General features: G+C 60.1%; 14 protein-coding genes and 1 pseudogene. 3 read left to right on the forward strand and 12 right to left on the reverse strand.

Annotated features, from left to right (window positions below; translation table 11 throughout):
- Positions 1–24 precede the first annotated feature (24 nt).
- The 5 genes from AC1DIG_RS06255 to AC1DIG_RS06275 are packed head-to-tail and all read right to left on the reverse strand — an operon-like array spanning position 25 to position 5,404.
- Positions 25–1,026: an AAA family ATPase gene (locus tag AC1DIG_RS06255; protein WP_477766592.1), complete on the reverse strand. Its 1,002-nt coding sequence runs from the start codon at positions 1,024–1,026 to the stop codon at positions 25–27.
- Positions 1,023–2,180, reverse strand: a complete 1,158-nt coding sequence (locus AC1DIG_RS06260) for a DUF4350 domain-containing protein (protein WP_477766593.1) — start codon at positions 2,178–2,180, stop codon at positions 1,023–1,025. The genes AC1DIG_RS06255 and AC1DIG_RS06260 overlap by 4 nt, the downstream gene beginning before the upstream one ends.
- Complete coding sequence (locus AC1DIG_RS06265; RefSeq protein ID WP_477766594.1) at positions 2,177–3,715, reverse strand: DUF4129 domain-containing protein; 1,539 nt, start codon at positions 3,713–3,715, stop codon at positions 2,177–2,179. The genes AC1DIG_RS06260 and AC1DIG_RS06265 overlap by 4 nt, the downstream gene beginning before the upstream one ends.
- Entirely contained in the window at positions 3,702–4,682 is a 981-nt protein-coding gene (locus tag AC1DIG_RS06270) for a stage II sporulation protein M (RefSeq protein WP_477766595.1), read from the reverse strand. Before AC1DIG_RS06270 ends, AC1DIG_RS06265 begins: the two co-directional genes overlap by 14 nt.
- A complete protein-coding gene (locus AC1DIG_RS06275; RefSeq protein WP_477766596.1) occupies positions 4,679–5,404 on the reverse strand; it encodes an RDD family protein in 726 nt (241 codons plus the stop codon). The genes AC1DIG_RS06270 and AC1DIG_RS06275 overlap by 4 nt, the downstream gene beginning before the upstream one ends.
- Positions 5,405–5,575: 171 nt before the next feature.
- Between AC1DIG_RS06275 and sbcB the strand changes: the two genes are divergently transcribed.
- On the forward strand, positions 5,576–7,003 hold the full coding sequence (gene sbcB, locus AC1DIG_RS06280; protein ID WP_477766597.1) for an exodeoxyribonuclease I: 1,428 nt from the start codon (positions 5,576–5,578) through the stop codon (positions 7,001–7,003).
- 100 nt (positions 7,004–7,103) lie between these two features.
- Here the strand turns inward: sbcB and mvaT are convergent, their stop codons facing one another.
- Positions 7,104–7,478, reverse strand: coding sequence for a histone-like nucleoid-structuring protein MvaT (gene mvaT / locus AC1DIG_RS06285; RefSeq protein WP_005790963.1), 375 nt, complete (start codon positions 7,476–7,478; stop codon positions 7,104–7,106).
- A 339-nt stretch (positions 7,479–7,817) separates the two neighbouring features.
- On the opposite strand from mvaT, the gene purU reads away from it, so the two are divergent.
- Together purU and AC1DIG_RS06295 are read left to right on the forward strand one after the other, a co-directional pair.
- Positions 7,818–8,666: a formyltetrahydrofolate deformylase gene (gene purU / locus AC1DIG_RS06290; protein ID WP_477766598.1), complete on the forward strand. Its 849-nt coding sequence runs from the start codon at positions 7,818–7,820 to the stop codon at positions 8,664–8,666.
- Positions 8,667–8,745: 79 nt separating this feature from the next.
- Positions 8,746–8,952, forward strand: coding sequence for a hypothetical protein (locus AC1DIG_RS06295; RefSeq protein WP_477766599.1), 207 nt, complete (start codon positions 8,746–8,748; stop codon positions 8,950–8,952).
- 145 nt (positions 8,953–9,097) lie between these two features.
- Here AC1DIG_RS06295 and AC1DIG_RS06300 read toward each other — a convergent pair whose 3' ends face one another.
- From AC1DIG_RS06300 to AC1DIG_RS06325, 6 genes and pseudogenes are all read right to left on the reverse strand, one after another.
- A complete protein-coding gene (locus AC1DIG_RS06300; RefSeq protein WP_477766600.1) occupies positions 9,098–10,093 on the reverse strand; it encodes a lysylphosphatidylglycerol synthase transmembrane domain-containing protein in 996 nt (331 codons plus the stop codon).
- Positions 10,090–10,866: a DUF2334 domain-containing protein gene (locus tag AC1DIG_RS06305; RefSeq protein ID WP_477766601.1), complete on the reverse strand. Its 777-nt coding sequence runs from the start codon at positions 10,864–10,866 to the stop codon at positions 10,090–10,092. The genes AC1DIG_RS06300 and AC1DIG_RS06305 overlap by 4 nt, the downstream gene beginning before the upstream one ends.
- Positions 10,859–11,947, reverse strand: a complete 1,089-nt coding sequence (locus AC1DIG_RS06310; protein ID WP_477766791.1) for a glycosyltransferase family 4 protein — start codon at positions 11,945–11,947, stop codon at positions 10,859–10,861. The genes AC1DIG_RS06305 and AC1DIG_RS06310 overlap by 8 nt, the downstream gene beginning before the upstream one ends.
- Positions 11,948–12,169: 222 nt before the next feature.
- A complete protein-coding gene (locus AC1DIG_RS06315; protein ID WP_475847595.1) occupies positions 12,170–12,934 on the reverse strand; it encodes a methyl-accepting chemotaxis protein in 765 nt (254 codons plus the stop codon).
- 93 nt (positions 12,935–13,027) lie between these two features.
- Positions 13,028–14,059: pseudogene (locus tag AC1DIG_RS06320) on the reverse strand (HAMP domain-containing protein); the annotation flags it as partial.
- A 456-nt stretch (positions 14,060–14,515) separates the two neighbouring features.
- On the reverse strand, positions 14,516–14,971 hold the full coding sequence (locus AC1DIG_RS06325; RefSeq protein WP_427531709.1) for a DUF721 domain-containing protein: 456 nt from the start codon (positions 14,969–14,971) through the stop codon (positions 14,516–14,518).
- Between the last annotated feature and the right edge of the window lie 201 nt (positions 14,972–15,172).

Genomic DNA, 15,172 nt, shown 5'->3' on the forward strand with positions numbered 1-15,172 from the left:
CGGATCTCATTGGGGTGGAGGCATTCATATCCTTGGCGCCGGAACCTGATCAAGCAACTGCCTGAGCACCTGGTCGACCTCCAGCCCTTCGATATCCAGCTCCGGGGCAATGCGCACGCGATGGCGCAACACGGCCAGTGCGCAGCCTTTGATGTCATCCGGAATCACGAACTCGCCACCGCGCAGCAGCGCCCGTGCCCGCGCGACCCGCACCAGGGCAATCGTCGCCCGTGGGCCGGCGCCGAGGGTCAGGCCGGGCCAGTTGCGGGTGGTGCGCGCCAGGCGCACGGCGTAGTCCAGCACCTGTTCGTCCAGCGGCAGGTCGCTGGCGATCCGTTGCAAGGCCAGTACATCCTTGGCTTGCAGGACGGTGCGCAGCGGTTGCACATCGAGCATGTCGGCGCGGGTCGAGCGGCTGACCTGACGAACCATGTCCAGCTCCTGAGCGGCGTCGGGGTAGTCCATGCGTACCTTGAGCATGAAACGGTCGAGCTCCGCTTCGGGCAAGGGGTAAGTACCTTCCTGTTCGATCGGGTTTTGCGTCGCCAGCACCATGAACGGTTGCGCAATCGGCAGGGCGCGGCCTTCAAGGGTGACCTGGCGTTCTTGCATGGCTTCGAGCAGCGCGGCCTGGGTTTTCGCCGGTGCGCGGTTGATTTCGTCGGCCAGCAGCAGGTTGGTGAATAGTGGGCCTTTGCGCAGTTTGAACTGTTCGGTTTGCAGGTCGTACACCGCATGCCCGGTGACGTCGCTGGGCATCAGGTCCGGGGTGAACTGAATACGCGCAAACTCGCCACCGAAGCAGCGGGCGAGGGCACGCACCAGCAAGGTCTTGCCCAACCCCGGAACACCTTCGAGCAGCACATGGCCACCGGCAATCAGTGCGCTGAGCACATCGTCAATGACCACGTCCTGGCCGATAACGGCCTTCTGCAATTCAAGGCGCACCGCTTGCGCCAGTTGGCTGGCGCGCTGGCGTTGTTGGGCGGCATGGGTCAGGCCGGCAGGTTCGATGGAGTCATTCATAAGGCATTCCTGAGGGTTTGCAGGTGGGCGACCTGACGGCTGAACTCAGCGCTGGACAACCGCTGTTCGGTCCGCGGGCTGAGTGCCTGGCTGATGGCGCGGGTCGGTTGACCGGTCAGGCGCGCGAGCACCTGCCATTGTTCGGCGACGCCAAGTTGTTCGAAGCCTGGGTGACGGTGTCGGGCGCGGCGCAGTACATCCTGTTGCAGAGTCTGCAGCAGGCTCTGCTGACCGCTGCGGCGCAGCATGAAGTGTGCGCTGGCACGCAAGTGTTCCTGAAGTTGCCGACGGGCTTTGGGGGCCGGTGCCTGCACGGGCCCCTGACGTAACCCGGCATGCCAGATCCACAGGCCGATCAACGCGATAAGCGCCACCAGTGCCTGCGGGAAATAACGCAGCAGCAAGGTCGGCAGGTTGTCGTGATCGATATTGAAAAGCAGGGTCACGCCGGTGTCCGAATACAGGTACCAGAGCAGCCAGGCATTGTCGTATTGGTCGATGTTCGGGTTCTTCCACAATTCGGCGTCGGTGACCACCGTGATGGAACCCAGGCCATAGCTGAGTTGCATCATGTGAGTGGCCAGTGCGCTGTTGGCCCAGGACTGCGCGAGGTTTTTCGGGTCTTCGAGGTGGAACTGCGGATCGAAGCTGGCGTAGGCCGGAGCGTCTTCGTCTTCGAGATAGAGTTTGGTCAGGTTCGGGTAAGGGTCTGCTTCGGCGCCAGGGGGTGGATTGCCGAGATCCTTGCTCATGGATTGATGCAGTTGCACCCGGTCGAGCAGCAGGTCGCCGCTCTTGCCGGTTTTTTCATCCCACAAGGCTTCGGCCACAAACAGCAAACGTCCACCGGCACGGGTCCAGTTCAGCAGCTGATCGGCCTGGCGCGGGGTCATGTTGGCGCGATCACCGAGCAGTAACAGGCTTTGTTGATGCGGTTCCAGATACGGCAGGATGTCGAGGCTGTTGGCGTGAGTCACGGTCAGCCCTTGTTGACGCAAAAAGTGTTCGGCCGCCAGGTACGGGTTGGCCCGGGCTTCGGGGGAAGGACCGTGGTCGATGACTTCCTGATAGGGCGTGGCCTGCTGGTACAGATAAACCGCCAATGCCGCGAGCAGCCCGGCAATCAGCAGGCCAGGCATCAGGCGCCGATTCAACGTGCGGCTCCCGGGCCGAACAACGCCCGCCAGCCGTCACACAGTTCCTGTTGCAGATGCGCCGGAGGCAAGCGATGCCCGTAGGCCATGTTCTGCCAGTGCACCGTCAACGTGCTGCTGAAGGTTTGCAGGGCCGGTTCTTGTAGCTGTTGGACCCGTTCCAGCACCTGGCCCTCGGTGTCGGCGGTTTTCAGCGGAAGGTTGAAATCGTGCAGCAAACGGCTGAGCAAGGCCCGGTAGAGCAGCCCGAGGGCTTCGCGGGGCTGGGTCGACCAGAGGCTTTCGACGCTGGCGGCGATATCGTCCGGCAGGGTTTCGCGGCCCAGGTCAAGGCCGAACAGTTGCATCGGCGCCGGGTGTGCGGGCGTGTTGCGCAGTCTCGGCCGGCGGCTGACAAAGGTCCGCAGCCAATCTCGGTAGCGCCAGATCAGCAACGCGAAGGCACCGATGACGCTCGCCCACAGCAGCACCTCGATGGCCTGTGCCAGGCCGGCGAAGCGCTGGCTGTCGAGCAGTGCAAAAAACGCTTTGAGCCAACCCGGTGTTTGCGTGTCGGCAGGTTGATCGGGCGTTTCTTTACCAAAGCGATAGTGGGTAACGGTCTGCGGGTTCTTGAACGGTGGCGTGTCGAGTATGGCCTTGATGCTGTGGCTGGCGGCCTGGCTGGTCAGCGGCTGCTGGAGCAGGCGCGGGCTGTCGGGGGCGTCGGCGGGTTCGGCGGCCCAGAGTGACTGCGTGGCGGGCAACCACAGTAGCCCGAGCATCAGCAGGCAGGCAGCAACGCTGCTCAGGCGTTGGCGCAGACGGCGGAACACCAGTTCGATATCCCAGGCTTCGAGTCGGGTGCGACGGTTCAGGTACAGGCTGAAACCGCAGGCGACATAGATCGGTTCCCACATGATCAGGATCAGCGCGTAGAGCGCATTGATCAGGTGGTCCAGCCAGAGCCAGTCTTGCTCAGGGGTGGCGATCAGCGTTTGCCAGTCCCAGTTCAGTTCGATTTGCGCGGGCAGCAAAAGATAGAACAGCACCATCAGGCCGATCCACAGGGCGACTTCCAGATGTGCGCCAATCAGCGTCAGCCAGCGTGCTGCGCCGCGATCGCGTTGTTGCAGCACGACCAGGCGCTGCTCGCGCGCCAGACCGCTGAGCGCTTCAAGCTGCACGACCGGCATGATGAAACTGCGACTCAGGCCAAAGCGCCGCCATGTCAGGCTGGCCAGCAGCTGTGGTTTGAGCAGTCGCGGCCATTGGCGCAACGCCTGCCTCAAGGTCGGGGTCTCGCCGAACAGGGCGCTGGAGAGGATGTACAGCGGCAGCCGTTCGAAGGCCGGTTTCAACCACCAGAACAGCAGCACGGCCATTGAGGGCGAGTCCCACAGCAACAGGCTCAGCAGGGCAAACACCGGCAGCGTGACGATTGCCCAACTGGTCATCAGCAGGCGGCGATGTTGCTGGCTCAGCAGTACGCCGAGGTCCATGGCTTCCCAGGTGGTGCGAGGGCGGATGACCACACTGGCGTCACTCAGGCGCATGGCGTGTACGTCCGGCAACCATCAGGTAAGTCGCCATCACTAACCAGAGGGCTGCGCCCACCAGGTATTTGATCAACGGGGCAAGCCCGGTGCGGGATGACCAATAGGCTTCGATAAACGCGGCAAGTAGTAGAAACAGCATCACGCCGCAGATCATCAATACGCTTTTATGCGCCGCCAGGCGAAGTGCTTCACTGCGTGGCAAGCGGCCGGGGGCGATCAGCGCCCAGCCCAGTTGCAGGCCAGCGGCGCCGGCCAGGGCGATGGCGCTGAGTTCGAAGGCACCATGGCCGATAACGAACGACCAAAAGTTTTCCCCGTAGCCGATGTGCGTCAGGTGACCGGCGACCGCACCGATCATCAAACCGTTGAAGAACAGGAAAAACACGCTGCCCAGGCCAAACAGCAATCCGCTGGCATAGGTCTGAAAGGCGATGCCGATGTTGTGCATGATGTAGTAACCGAACATCACCCAGTCATCGCTGGCTGCACGTTCACCCATGCGCCCCAGGTGACCGGCTGCCGGGTCGTACATGCTTTGCATCTCGGACACCTGCCCGGCCGGGACCAGGTTATAAATCAGCTCGGGGAACAGGTAAACCAGCACACCGATGCCGATCAGCGAGCCGAAAAACAGCAGGCTTGAGACCAGCACGAAAGGCCATTGCTCACGAACCAGTCGCGGGAAACCGGCGAGGACAAAGGCCAGCAGATGGGCGCCGACCCGGCCGCGATGCCGGTAAAGCTGTTGGTGCCCGCGCAGGACCAGCTGTTGCAGAGGGTCGATCAGGTAGCTGCTGTAGCCGCGCTCCTGTGCCAGTGCGAGGTGCTGGCACAACCGCCGGTAATCCTTGGGGAACGCTGTGCCATTGATGGCGTCGGCTTTGCCCCGTTCGAGCAAATCGAGTCGTTGGGAAAATTGATCCCATTCGGCCCGATGGCGATTTTCGAAAAGGCTCTGCTTCATGTCGGCCCCAGCAAACCGCGCGCGATGCCATTGAGCTTGGCAACTGCATGGGGCGGTGAAACGTGGAGCGGCTCGGCGAGGATGCTGGCGAGCTCATTGACCCGTTCGCTGGAGAGCTCCGCCTGACGCTCGGCGAAACCCAGCACTGCGCGTTGTTCATTGAGGGTCAGCGCAAAGGGCAGGTGCAGTGCCGGCGCCTGCGGAATCTGTGGTCGGGTGACCGCTTGTTCGCGGTAGATCACCAGTGTGCCGGCCGCAATATCGCCCAGCCGTTTGAAGGTCGGATGCTGCAGGCAACTGATGGCGCCGAGGCTGTAGCCGAACGGCAGCATGTCGACGAACCGCAGCAGGTTGCGGATCAGCGAGGCCGGCCAGCCAACGGGCGTTCCATCGTCATGCACGACGCGCAACCCCATCAGCTGTTTACCCGGCGAGCGGCCCTGGTTGAGGACCTCGAACAGCACCATGTACCACCAACTGACCAGAAACAGCAGCACCGAGCCCAGCCCGATGCCGACGTTCCCCAGCAAGGCCAGGAGCATAAACAGCAAGCCCAGCACCAGCCCGCGCACCCCCAGGTCGATGGCAAATGCCAGTACACGGGGCATCAACCCGGCCGGTCGCAGTGGCAGATCGATGCCTTCCGGCGTTTCAACCTGATACCGCGTGTCCAGTGGCGGGGGCAGCGTTGCTTTCCTTGGCAGTGCTGACGTCATGCGCATGATCAACCTGAGGTGGATTCAATACCGACTCGATGCTAGCAGCCTTCGCAGCGCTAACGACATAACTATGTATGACAAGGTATCGACGAGAAATGCTTGAATAGCAAGATTGCTGGTCGGCGCCGCGTTTGAGCGCCTAGACTTCGCCCGTCTCAAGTTCAGGAACGCCCCGTGACCTCCATCTTCTGGTACGACTACGAAACCACAGGCATCTCACCGCGCTGCGACCGTCCGCTGCAAATGGCCGGGATTCGCACCGACCTCGACCTCAACGAGATCGACGAGCCGGTCAATCTCTACTGCCAGCCAAGCGACGACATCCTGCCGCACCCGGCGGCGTGCGTGATTACCGGCATCACCCCCGGCCGCCTGGCGGAGCACGGCTTGAGTGAGGCCGACTTCATGACCCGGGTTCATGCGCAGCTCGCGGCCCCCGGAACCTGTGGTGCCGGTTACAACACCTTGCGCTTCGATGATGAAATGACCCGTTACAGCCTGTACCGGAATTTCTTTGATCCGTATGCGCGGGAGTGGCAGGGCGGCAACAGTCGCTGGGATCTGATCGACGTGGTGCGTGCGGCCTATGCGTTGCGCCCGGACGGTATCGTCTGGCCCGAAGAGGACGGCCGTGTCACGTTGAAACTCGAACGCCTGACCGCCGCCAATGGCATTGACCATGGCCAGGCTCACGATGCGTTGTCCGACGTGCGCGCGACGATTGCCTTGGCGCGGTTGATCCGCGACAAGCAGCCGAAACTCTACGACTGGCTGTTCAAGCTGCGCAGCAAGCAGAAGGTCATGGATCAGATCCGGCTGTTGCAACCGATGGTGCATATCTCCGGACGTTTCTCGGCAGCCCGCAGCTATGTCGGGGTGGTCTTGCCGTTGGCCTGGCACCCGCGCAATCGCAATGCATTGATTGTCTGCGACCTGCATCTCGACCCGCAGGGGCTACTCGATCAGGACGCCGAGACCTTGCGTCAGCGTTTGTACACTCGCCGCGAGGATTTGGCCGAAGGCGAATTACCGGTGCCGCTCAAACTGATTCACATCAACCGTTGCCCGGTGGTGGCACCGTTGTCGGTGTTGCGCGCCGAAGACCAGCAGCGATTGCAACTGGACATGGCGCAATATGAGGCGCGTGCACTGCGTCTAAGTGACGCACAAGAAGTATGGCGAGATAAAGTTCTGGCCATTTATGCCCGCGAGGATTTCACGCCGAGCGAGGACCCTGAACAACAGTTATACGACGGCTTCATTGGCGATCGGGACCGGCGTTTATGCGAACAAGTCCGAAATGCGGACCCGATGCAATTAGCGCAAGAGCAATGGCCGTTCGATGATGAACGTTTGCCGGAATTATTATTTCGTTATCGAGCCCGTAACTTTCCCGAGACCTTGAGTCACGAGGAGCACGAGCGCTGGAGATTATTCTGTCAGCAACGTTTGTCAGACGCCGGATGGGGAGCGCCCAATACCTTGCAGGGGTTTAATGAGGCAATGGTGCAATGGTCGCTTAGTGCTACAGCGATTCAGCAACAGGTACTGGACGAGTGGCGCGAGTATGTCGACTCATTACGCAAGCGTTTGGAGCTTTGAAACAATCGGTACAAATACCTGAAAGCGGGGCATAAAAAAACGCCAGCGAAGGCTGGCGTTTTCTGGTGTTCGCAAATGAACCTGCGAAGCGGGTTGCGGCTTAGCCCAGCAGGGTAGCCCAGCCTTCAACCACGTCACCGCCCCACTTGGCTTTCCACTCTTTCAGAGTCTTGTGGTTGCCACCTTTGGTTTCGATGACTTCGCCGTTGTGCGGGTTTTTGTATTGTTTAACCTTGCGAGCACGCTTGGTGCCGGTAGTTTTTACAGCGCCGCGTGGTGCTTTAACTTTGGACTCTGGATCCAGCAGGGCGATGATGTCGCGCAGGGACTTGGAGTATTCGCCCATCAGGGTACGCAGTTTGCCTTCGAATTCCAGCTCGGTTTGCAGTTTGTCGTCTTGGGACAGGTTCTTCAAACGGGCTTGCAGCTCTTTGATAGCTTCTTCGGTGGCACGGTATTCGTTGATCAAGGACATGAGGACTACCTTATGTTGGGCGCTGGATGACAGGGTACAGTGGCGCAATAATAGTCAGGGTGTTTCATCAAGTAAACATTTAAGCCGGCTTTTATTTAATTTAATTAGAGTGTTCAGCGAAAAAAGCCTCACGCCGCTGTTCAAACTTGTCAGGGCTTCATCACAGATATTCACAAAAGCCTGCTTGCGTATTTCGCCAAAGAACATTGTTGAGCGTTCAGAGGCCGCCAATCGGTAGGGCGAGGCAGTGTTCTACAGGGCGGGGCATCAGGAATACTGCAGTTTTGCTGCGTAATCGCTAGAATAGCGGCCTTTGCGAAGTTCTGGAGTTTTTCCCCCATGCGCACTTTTCGGCTAGTGATTGCTTGCCCGGACCGCGTCGGTATCGTTGCTAAAGTCAGTAACTTTCTGGCGTCACACAATGGCTGGATCACTGAAGCGAGCCATCACTCGGACACTCTCAGTGGCTGGTTCTTCATGCGTCACGAAATTCGAGCCGATTCGCTGCCGTTCGGCCTTGAGGCGTTTCGTGAGGCCTTTGCACCGATCGCCGAAGAGTTTTCGATGGACTGGCGTATCACCGACACCGCGCAGAAAAAACGCGTGGTATTGATGGCCAGCCGCGAATCCCACTGCCTGGCCGACTTGCTGCACCGCTGGCACAGCGACGAGCTGGACTGTGAAATTTCCTGCGTGATTTCCAACCATGACGACCTGCGCAGCATGGTCGAGTGGCATGGCATTCCTTATTACCATGTGCCGGTGGACCCGCAGAACAAAGAGCCGGCATTTTCCGAAGTGTCGCGCCTGGTCAAACAGCATGACGCCGAAGTGGTGGTGCTGGCGCGTTACATGCAGATCCTGCCGCCGGAACTGTGCACCGAGTACGCTCACAAGGTGATCAACATTCACCACAGCTTCCTGCCATCGTTCGTCGGCGCCAAGCCGTACCACCAGGCGTCGATGCGTGGCGTGAAGCTGATCGGCGCGACCTGCCACTACGTGACCGAAGAGCTGGACGCCGGTCCGATCATCGAGCAGGACGTGGTGCGCGTGAGCCACAGTGACAGTATTGAAGACATGGTGCGTTTCGGCCGTGACGTCGAGAAGATGGTGCTGGCCCGCGGCCTGCGCTATCACCTGGAAGACCGCGTGCTGGTGCATGGCAATAAAACCGTAGTGTTCTGATGATCGTTCCCACGCGGGAGCGTAGATCGTTCCCACGCGGGAGCATGGGAACGATCTACGCAAGAGTGAGGTAGGGGAGATGGCTGATCCACTGGATAAGGCAACATCCAAAGCCCCCGCGACGTTGGGCGAGGGGTGTTTGAGTCGGTACGACCCGGATGAGCTGAGCCCTGAAAACGGCACGGAGTTTCCCGGTGCTGCGCAGCTGTGGGAGCAGTTGAAGCCAGACGCTGACGATGAAACTGCGAGCCCTGAAAAGATCCCGAGCGCAACGCATAACCTGTAGCAGCTGGCGAAGCCTGCGTTCGGCTGCGAAGCAGTCGTAAAATCAGGCACCACATTTTTTCAGGTTAACCGTGGAGGCAGGATTTACGGCCGCTGCGCAGCCGAACGCAGGCTTCGCCAGCTGCTACAGGTCGCGTACTGGCTTACTAAGCCTGTTTGAACTTCATCAGTTTGTTCAGCAGTGGTTTACCGGCCATCACCAGGAACACCGGTGCGCCGGCCAGCAAGTAGAAGTAATAGGTCACCGCTCGCCAGATCAGAATCGCGGCCGCCGCCGTCGATTTTCCCACCATGGGCGCCAACAGCGCTGCCGACGTCAATTCCGCTGCGCCGGCACCGCCCGGCAACAGGCTGAACTGCCCGGCGCTGAGTGAGAGCATCTGGATCAAAAAGCTCCAGGCCCACTGAAGATCCGTGCCCAACCCCCGCAAAGCCAGATACAACACGCTGTAGCGCAGTAACCAGTGCACGCAGGTCAGCGCAAATACGCTGATCAGTGTGTGCGCAGGCAACTTGAGTGTGTCCGTGAAGGCTGCGAGAAAGTGCAGCAGCTTGCGTGCCCAGCGGCGCCGGGTGGCGGGGTTGAGCTTGAAGTGCTTGAGCACGCGACCGCTGAGGCGAATCAACAGGCGATGGTAGCGTGCCACCACCACACAACCGAACAGGCCGCCGACCATCGAAATGGCGCTGAGCGTCAGCATCCACTCCAGGTTCTGACTCAGGTGCTGAAACAGCGCATACACCACGATGGCGATCAGCGCGCAGAGAAAGAACAGCAAATCGCTCAACTGATCCATGGCGAACACCGCACTGCCATGGGCCGGGCGTACGCCATTGCGGGCCAACAAGGCCATCAGTGTCAGCGGTCCACCGCCGCCGCCCGGGGTCGCGCAAATCGCGAACTCGGTGGACATCACCACCCCAAGGCATTTCAGGCGGCCAATCCGGCTGCGCTGTTCACCCAGCAACAAGCGCAGGCGCAAGGAGTTGGTGAACCAGCAGAGCAGGATTATGCCTGGCATCGTCAGCAACAATGTCGGCGGAAAGTGCTGCAGCCGTGGCCAGAGTTCATTGGCGCCGAGCAATAGCGGGATCAGCAGCGCGCAGAGCAGGGCTGCGACCAGCCACAGGACGCGACTCATGCGGCGTGACCGACCTGAGCGCTTTGCGTGCGCAGCCACTGGGCCTTGGTCATTGGCACTCGGCCGTCATTGAGCAAGCGTTCGAGGGTGTGCAGCCAGTAAGTGCGGGAATACTCATGGCGCAGGTCGACCGGGTGTACGCCCAGGCGAATCACCGGGGCGTGCTGCCAGCGCAATTCGCGTTGAGTGCTGACGATTTTCGACACACCACGACGCCAGGCACTGCGCGCGCTCCAGACCAGGCCCGGGGCGTCGATCGGGGAGAAATCCGGCAGGCGATACAGGTGCTGCGGATCACTGGTGTAGCTCAGCGGTAACTGGCGCAAGGCTTGCCGCGTGCCCTCGCTCATCAGCCAGGCCGGTGCAACAAAACCCTCCAGTGGCCAGTGGTAACGGCTGAACAATTCGATCCCGGCGAGCAGGCGGGCCAGCGCAGCCGGTTGCGAAAGGCTGTAGAACTCGCCTTCATGGGTGTAGACCCGGCGCATGAACCAGTCACGGGGGCGCGCCGTTAGCGGGCTGTCATCGCAATGGTAGTAACCGTGAAGTGCCAGTTCGTCGCCGCGTTCGATACGGCGGGTCAGCACGCACCGAAAATCCGGATGGCTATCGAGGTGGTGGTGTTTATGAAAATCGGGGACGACCAACCACGTCATCGGCACCTCGCCGAGCGCGTCCACCGCTTCGACAAACGGCTGATAGTCGGCCCAGGTTTGCGGGGTGACGTCATGCAGCACCAGAAGCAGGCTGGGCGTGTTCATGGCGTCAGCCATTGCTCAGCAGCGACAAAGGGGCGCCGAGGACTGCGTAATAGTGACCCAGCAGGCTGTTGACCACTGAATCCCAGGCGTAATGCTGTTCGACATGGCGGCGGGCGTATCGACCGAGATCGTTACGCTGTGCAAACAGTTCGCGCACCGCGTTGGCCATCGCCACTGGATTGTTGGGGGCGCAGAGTATGCCGCAGCGCTCGTTGATGATTTCGTTGAAGGCGCCCGCCGCCACTGCGACCACTGGAATGCCACAGGCCATGGCTTCGAGAACCACCAGGCCAAAGGTTTCCTGATCGCCTGCATGCAGCAAGGCATCGGCGCTGGCCATCAGCCGGGCCACCTGTGGTGCAGGGCAGAACTCATCGATCAGCGTGACGTTATCCGGTACCTGTGCCGACACCGAGGTGCCGACCAGCAGCAGGTGATAACGGTTTCCCAGACGCTTCATGCAATTGAGCAGGACGGGAATGTTTTTCTCCTTGGAACCTCGCCCGGCGAATATCAGCAGTCGAGTGTCTTCGGCGATCTTGAGTTTCGCCCGAAGATCCGGATCACGGGCGTCTGGATTGAAGGTTTGCAGGTCCACGCCCAAGGGTTGGACGTAAACGTTTTTGACCCCAAGCCCCATGAGCTTGTCAGCCATGATCCGGCTCGGCGTCAGCACCCGGTCAAAGTTGCCGTACAGCTTGCGGATATACGCTTCGACATTGTGCGTGATCCAGTTGCCCACACGGTTGCTCGCCAAATGCGGCAAGTCGGAGTGATAGAAGCCAATCACTGGAACATCCAGTTCACGCCGCGCATCCAGTGCTGCCCAGGCTGTCAGGTAAGGATCGCCGACTTCTATCAGGTCCGGTTGCAGGTCGTGCAGGGCATTGCGCCAGGGCGTCAGTCGCAGCGGGAAGCGATAGCCTTTGCCGAAGGGCAGGGCCGGGGCGGGTACCGTGTAAACACCGTCCTGCTCGCTCAGCCGTGCCCCCGGAACCAGCAAGCTGTGACGAATCCCCGGCTTGCGGCCCAGACGGCGGTGCTTGGCATCCAGATAGGTGCGCACGCCACCGCTGGCCGGTGCGTAGAACATGGTGATGTCAGCGATATGCACGATGACCCTCCCTTCTATCCGTTGTTCTCCTTAGGGATGACCCTTATGAAGAATAGATGTTCGGTTGGGTATTTGTGGCGGGGTGTCAATGAGGTGTTGTGGTGTTTGGCAGGCCGTTATCGCGAGCAAGCTCGCTCCCACAAGGGTTCGCGCTGAACCTGTGGGAGCGAGCTTGCTCGCGATGGGGTCTTCAAAGGCGCATCAGATTCTGAAACTGCCTACCAACTGCTTCAACCGCGCCGCTTGCTGCTCAAGATCGGAACACGCTCGCAGCGTCGATTGCAGGTTTTCCACGCCTTCCTGATTCAGGGTGTTGATTTCGGTGATGTCGACGTTGATCGACTCGACCACGGCGGTCTGTTCCTCGGTGGCGGTGGCCACCGACTGGTTCATGCCGTCGATCTCGCCGATGCGCAAGGTCACGCTGTTCAGGCGCTCACCGGCGAGGTTGGCGATCTCCACGCTGTCCTGGCTGTGACGCTGGCTGTCGCTCATGGTGCTGACCGACTCACGGGCGCCGACTTGCAGCTCCTCGATCATGGTCTGCACTTGCTGCGCCGATTCCTGGGTGCGGTGCGCCAGGTTGCGCACTTCGTCGGCAACCACCGCGAAACCACGTCCGGCCTCACCGGCCCGCGCCGCTTCAATCGCCGCGTTGAGTGCCAGCAGGTTGGTTTGCTGGGAGATGCTGGTGATCACCTCGAGAATCTGCCCGATGTTCACGGTTTTGCTGTTCAGCGACTCGATGTTGGTGCTGGAGGCGCTGAGCATGCTCGACAGCTGATTCATCGCCGCGATGCTGCGGTCGACCACTTGCTGGCCATCTTCGGCCAGGCTGCGCGCATCGCTGGCCTGGTGCGAGGCTTGCGCCGCGTTACGGGCGATCTCCTGAGCCGCAGCGCCCAACTGATTGATTGCCGCTGCCACGCTGTTGGTCCGGCTCGATTGTTCGTCAGAGTTGAGCATCGACGAGTTCGAGGCGCTGACCACTCGCAGAGCGACTTCGTTAACGTGCTCGGTCGCCGACGACACTTCGCGGATCGAACCGTGGATACGCTCGACGAAGCGGTTGAACGCGCTGCCCAGGATGCCGAACTCGTCCTGGCTCTGGATGGTCAGGCGGCGGGTCAGGTCGCCTTCACCGTCGGCAATGTCCTGCATCGCGCGGGTCATGACGTGCAGTGGCTGGATCAGGATACGGATCAGCATGCCGAGCAAGGCGATGATGATTGCCACGGCAATGATCGTGGCAATGATCGCTGAGGTGCGGAAACTGCTGAGCATCGCGAAGGCTTTGTCTTTGTCCACCGACAGGCCGACGTACCAGTTGACCGATGGCAGGCCTTTGATCGGCGTGAAGGTGACGATGCGGGTTTTGCCATTGACCTCGACTTCAGTGATGCCGCCACCGATACGCGGGGTGTTCGTCGGGTAAGCCTCGCTGAGGGATTTCATCACCATGGCTTTGTCGGGGTGAACCAGGATCTTGCCGTCGGCGCTGACCAGGAAGGCGTAGCCCATGCCACCAAAGTCACGCGCGGTCAGGGTCTCGATCAGGGTTTGCAGGCTCAGGTCACCGCCAACCACCCCCACGCTTTGTCCGGCTTTTTTCGAGGCGGTGGCGATGGAAATGATGGTCTGGCCGGTCGCCGCATCGATGTAAGGTTCGGTGAGCGTCGAGCCGTTGCTGTTTTCCGCGCCTTTGTACCAAGGACGAACCCTTGGGTCGTAGCCATCCGGCATCTTGGAGTCGGGGCGGTTGATGAACGTACCGCTGGCATCGCCCAGGTACCGGGCCATGAAGGTCGACGCCAGGGCATTCTGCTCAAGCAGGTTGGCAACGTTGCCGTGTTCGGGGTTGAGGGCGATGTTCTGGGCCAGGTTTTCCACCATCAGAATCCGCCCGGAGAGCCAGGACTGGATATTGGAGGATGTGACATCGCCCATCTCATGCAGGTAATTGTCCAGGTCCTGGCGAATCGCGTTGCGCTGTAGATAGTCGTTGTACAGCGTGAACGAAGCGAAGGCGGCAATAACGATGAGCGCGGCGGCAAGCAGGATCTTGTGGCTGAAGCGCAGATTTTTGTTCATGGCTTGTGGTGTCCGCTAAGGTCATATTTGTTGGGGCGTGTTGCGTTGAAAAGCGCGCGCAAAATAGGCGCTGTTGCACATAAGCTGATTATTCCGTCTGTCCTTAGGGAATTATCGGACCTGATTTTCAGTCTGGTCTCTTGCTTGTATCTATCGGCTGCGCAGGACTAAAGCTTAATCAGGAGCGACGAAATGCCTGACTCATTGCAATTCGTTATCGGCGCAGGGCTTGAAGTCGGCGATGCGACAGGCGGTCAATCAGCTGGGGCGACAACGGGTCCGCGGTTTGATGGGGTCATTGCCGGACGGCAGCAAACGCCGCTAACTTTCTTTTGGATGCGCACGGTCAAAGTGTGGGAGCGGGCTTGCTCGCGAAGACCATCGATCAGTCAGCATTAATGTTGAATGTTGGACCGCTTTCGCGAGCAAGCCCGCTCCCACATTATGAAATGTGTGTCAGGTCTTGGGTTTTGCGTGCGCCGCCAGGCGTTCCAGCGCTGCGCGCAATTTCGGATCACTGATACCGTCAGCGGTGGCCTGAATGGTCGCCGCTGCATCGCTCGACAGGTCCATGGTGTGGCCGGCGGCCCCTTGCTGCACGGTGGGTGGCTGTACCTTGAACAGGATTCGCGTCAGGCTGGCGAACTCGTCGAACAGCTGTAATTGCCGTTGCAGACGCTTTTGCTGATAGCGCAGACGGGTTGCCCAATGACCGTCGGTGACGATCAGCAGCAGGCTGCCCTCGCGCCACGACGCCACATGACAATGCTCACGGGCGGCCGGCTGCAGCTGGCTTTCCAGCAAACGTTGTAAATGACCCAGGCGTTGTGCGTGGCCGAAAATGGCTTTTAACGGTTTGGCTTCGCGAAGCAGAACGGCGGGTGCTCTGGCCGTAAGAGGGCGAAATGCCATGATCAGACACCTGAAGTAACAGAGCCGCCATGGTAGCAGAAAGCACTTGATGCGCCTGAGCCATTGCTTTGTGAGCGCTTTACTCATTAAATCAATGAGTAACTTCTGGCGTGAATGGCTTGAAGTTCAGCAAAATGCCCTTATTTTAAGTGAGCCCCGTAACAGCGCTGTGCATGCATCGTGGAACAACGCCACTTTCCT

Source organism: Pseudomonas sp. 05N431, from assembly GCF_056397005.1.

Bases quoted from the DNA above. Each gene is read 5' to 3' on its own strand.
- AC1DIG_RS06255 (WP_477766592.1), bottom strand. From the start codon at position 1,026: ATGAATGACTCCATCGAACCTGCCGGCCTGACCCATGCCGCCCAACAA.
- AC1DIG_RS06265 (WP_477766594.1), bottom strand. From the start codon at position 3,715: ATGCGCCTGAGTGACGCCAGTGTGGTCATCCGCCCTCGCACCACCTGG.
- AC1DIG_RS06270 (WP_477766595.1), bottom strand. From the start codon at position 4,682: ATGAAGCAGAGCCTTTTCGAAAATCGCCATCGGGCCGAATGGGATCAA.
- AC1DIG_RS06275 (WP_477766596.1), bottom strand. From the start codon at position 5,404: ATGCGCATGACGTCAGCACTGCCAAGGAAAGCAACGCTGCCCCCGCCA.
- mvaT (WP_005790963.1), bottom strand. From the start codon at position 7,478: ATGTCCTTGATCAACGAATACCGTGCCACCGAAGAAGCTATCAAAGAG.
- purU (WP_477766598.1), top strand. From the start codon at position 7,818: ATGCGCACTTTTCGGCTAGTGATTGCTTGCCCGGACCGCGTCGGTATC.
- AC1DIG_RS06295 (WP_477766599.1), top strand. From the start codon at position 8,746: ATGGCTGATCCACTGGATAAGGCAACATCCAAAGCCCCCGCGACGTTG.
- AC1DIG_RS06300 (WP_477766600.1), bottom strand. From the start codon at position 10,093: ATGAGTCGCGTCCTGTGGCTGGTCGCAGCCCTGCTCTGCGCGCTGCTG.
- AC1DIG_RS06305 (WP_477766601.1), bottom strand. From the start codon at position 10,866: ATGGCTGACGCCATGAACACGCCCAGCCTGCTTCTGGTGCTGCATGAC.
- AC1DIG_RS06310 (WP_477766791.1), bottom strand. From the start codon at position 11,947: ATGTTCTACGCACCGGCCAGCGGTGGCGTGCGCACCTATCTGGATGCC.
- AC1DIG_RS06315 (WP_475847595.1), bottom strand. From the start codon at position 12,934: ATGCTCAACTCTGACGAACAATCGAGCCGGACCAACAGCGTGGCAGCG.
- AC1DIG_RS06325 (WP_427531709.1), bottom strand. From the start codon at position 14,971: ATGGCATTTCGCCCTCTTACGGCCAGAGCACCCGCCGTTCTGCTTCGC.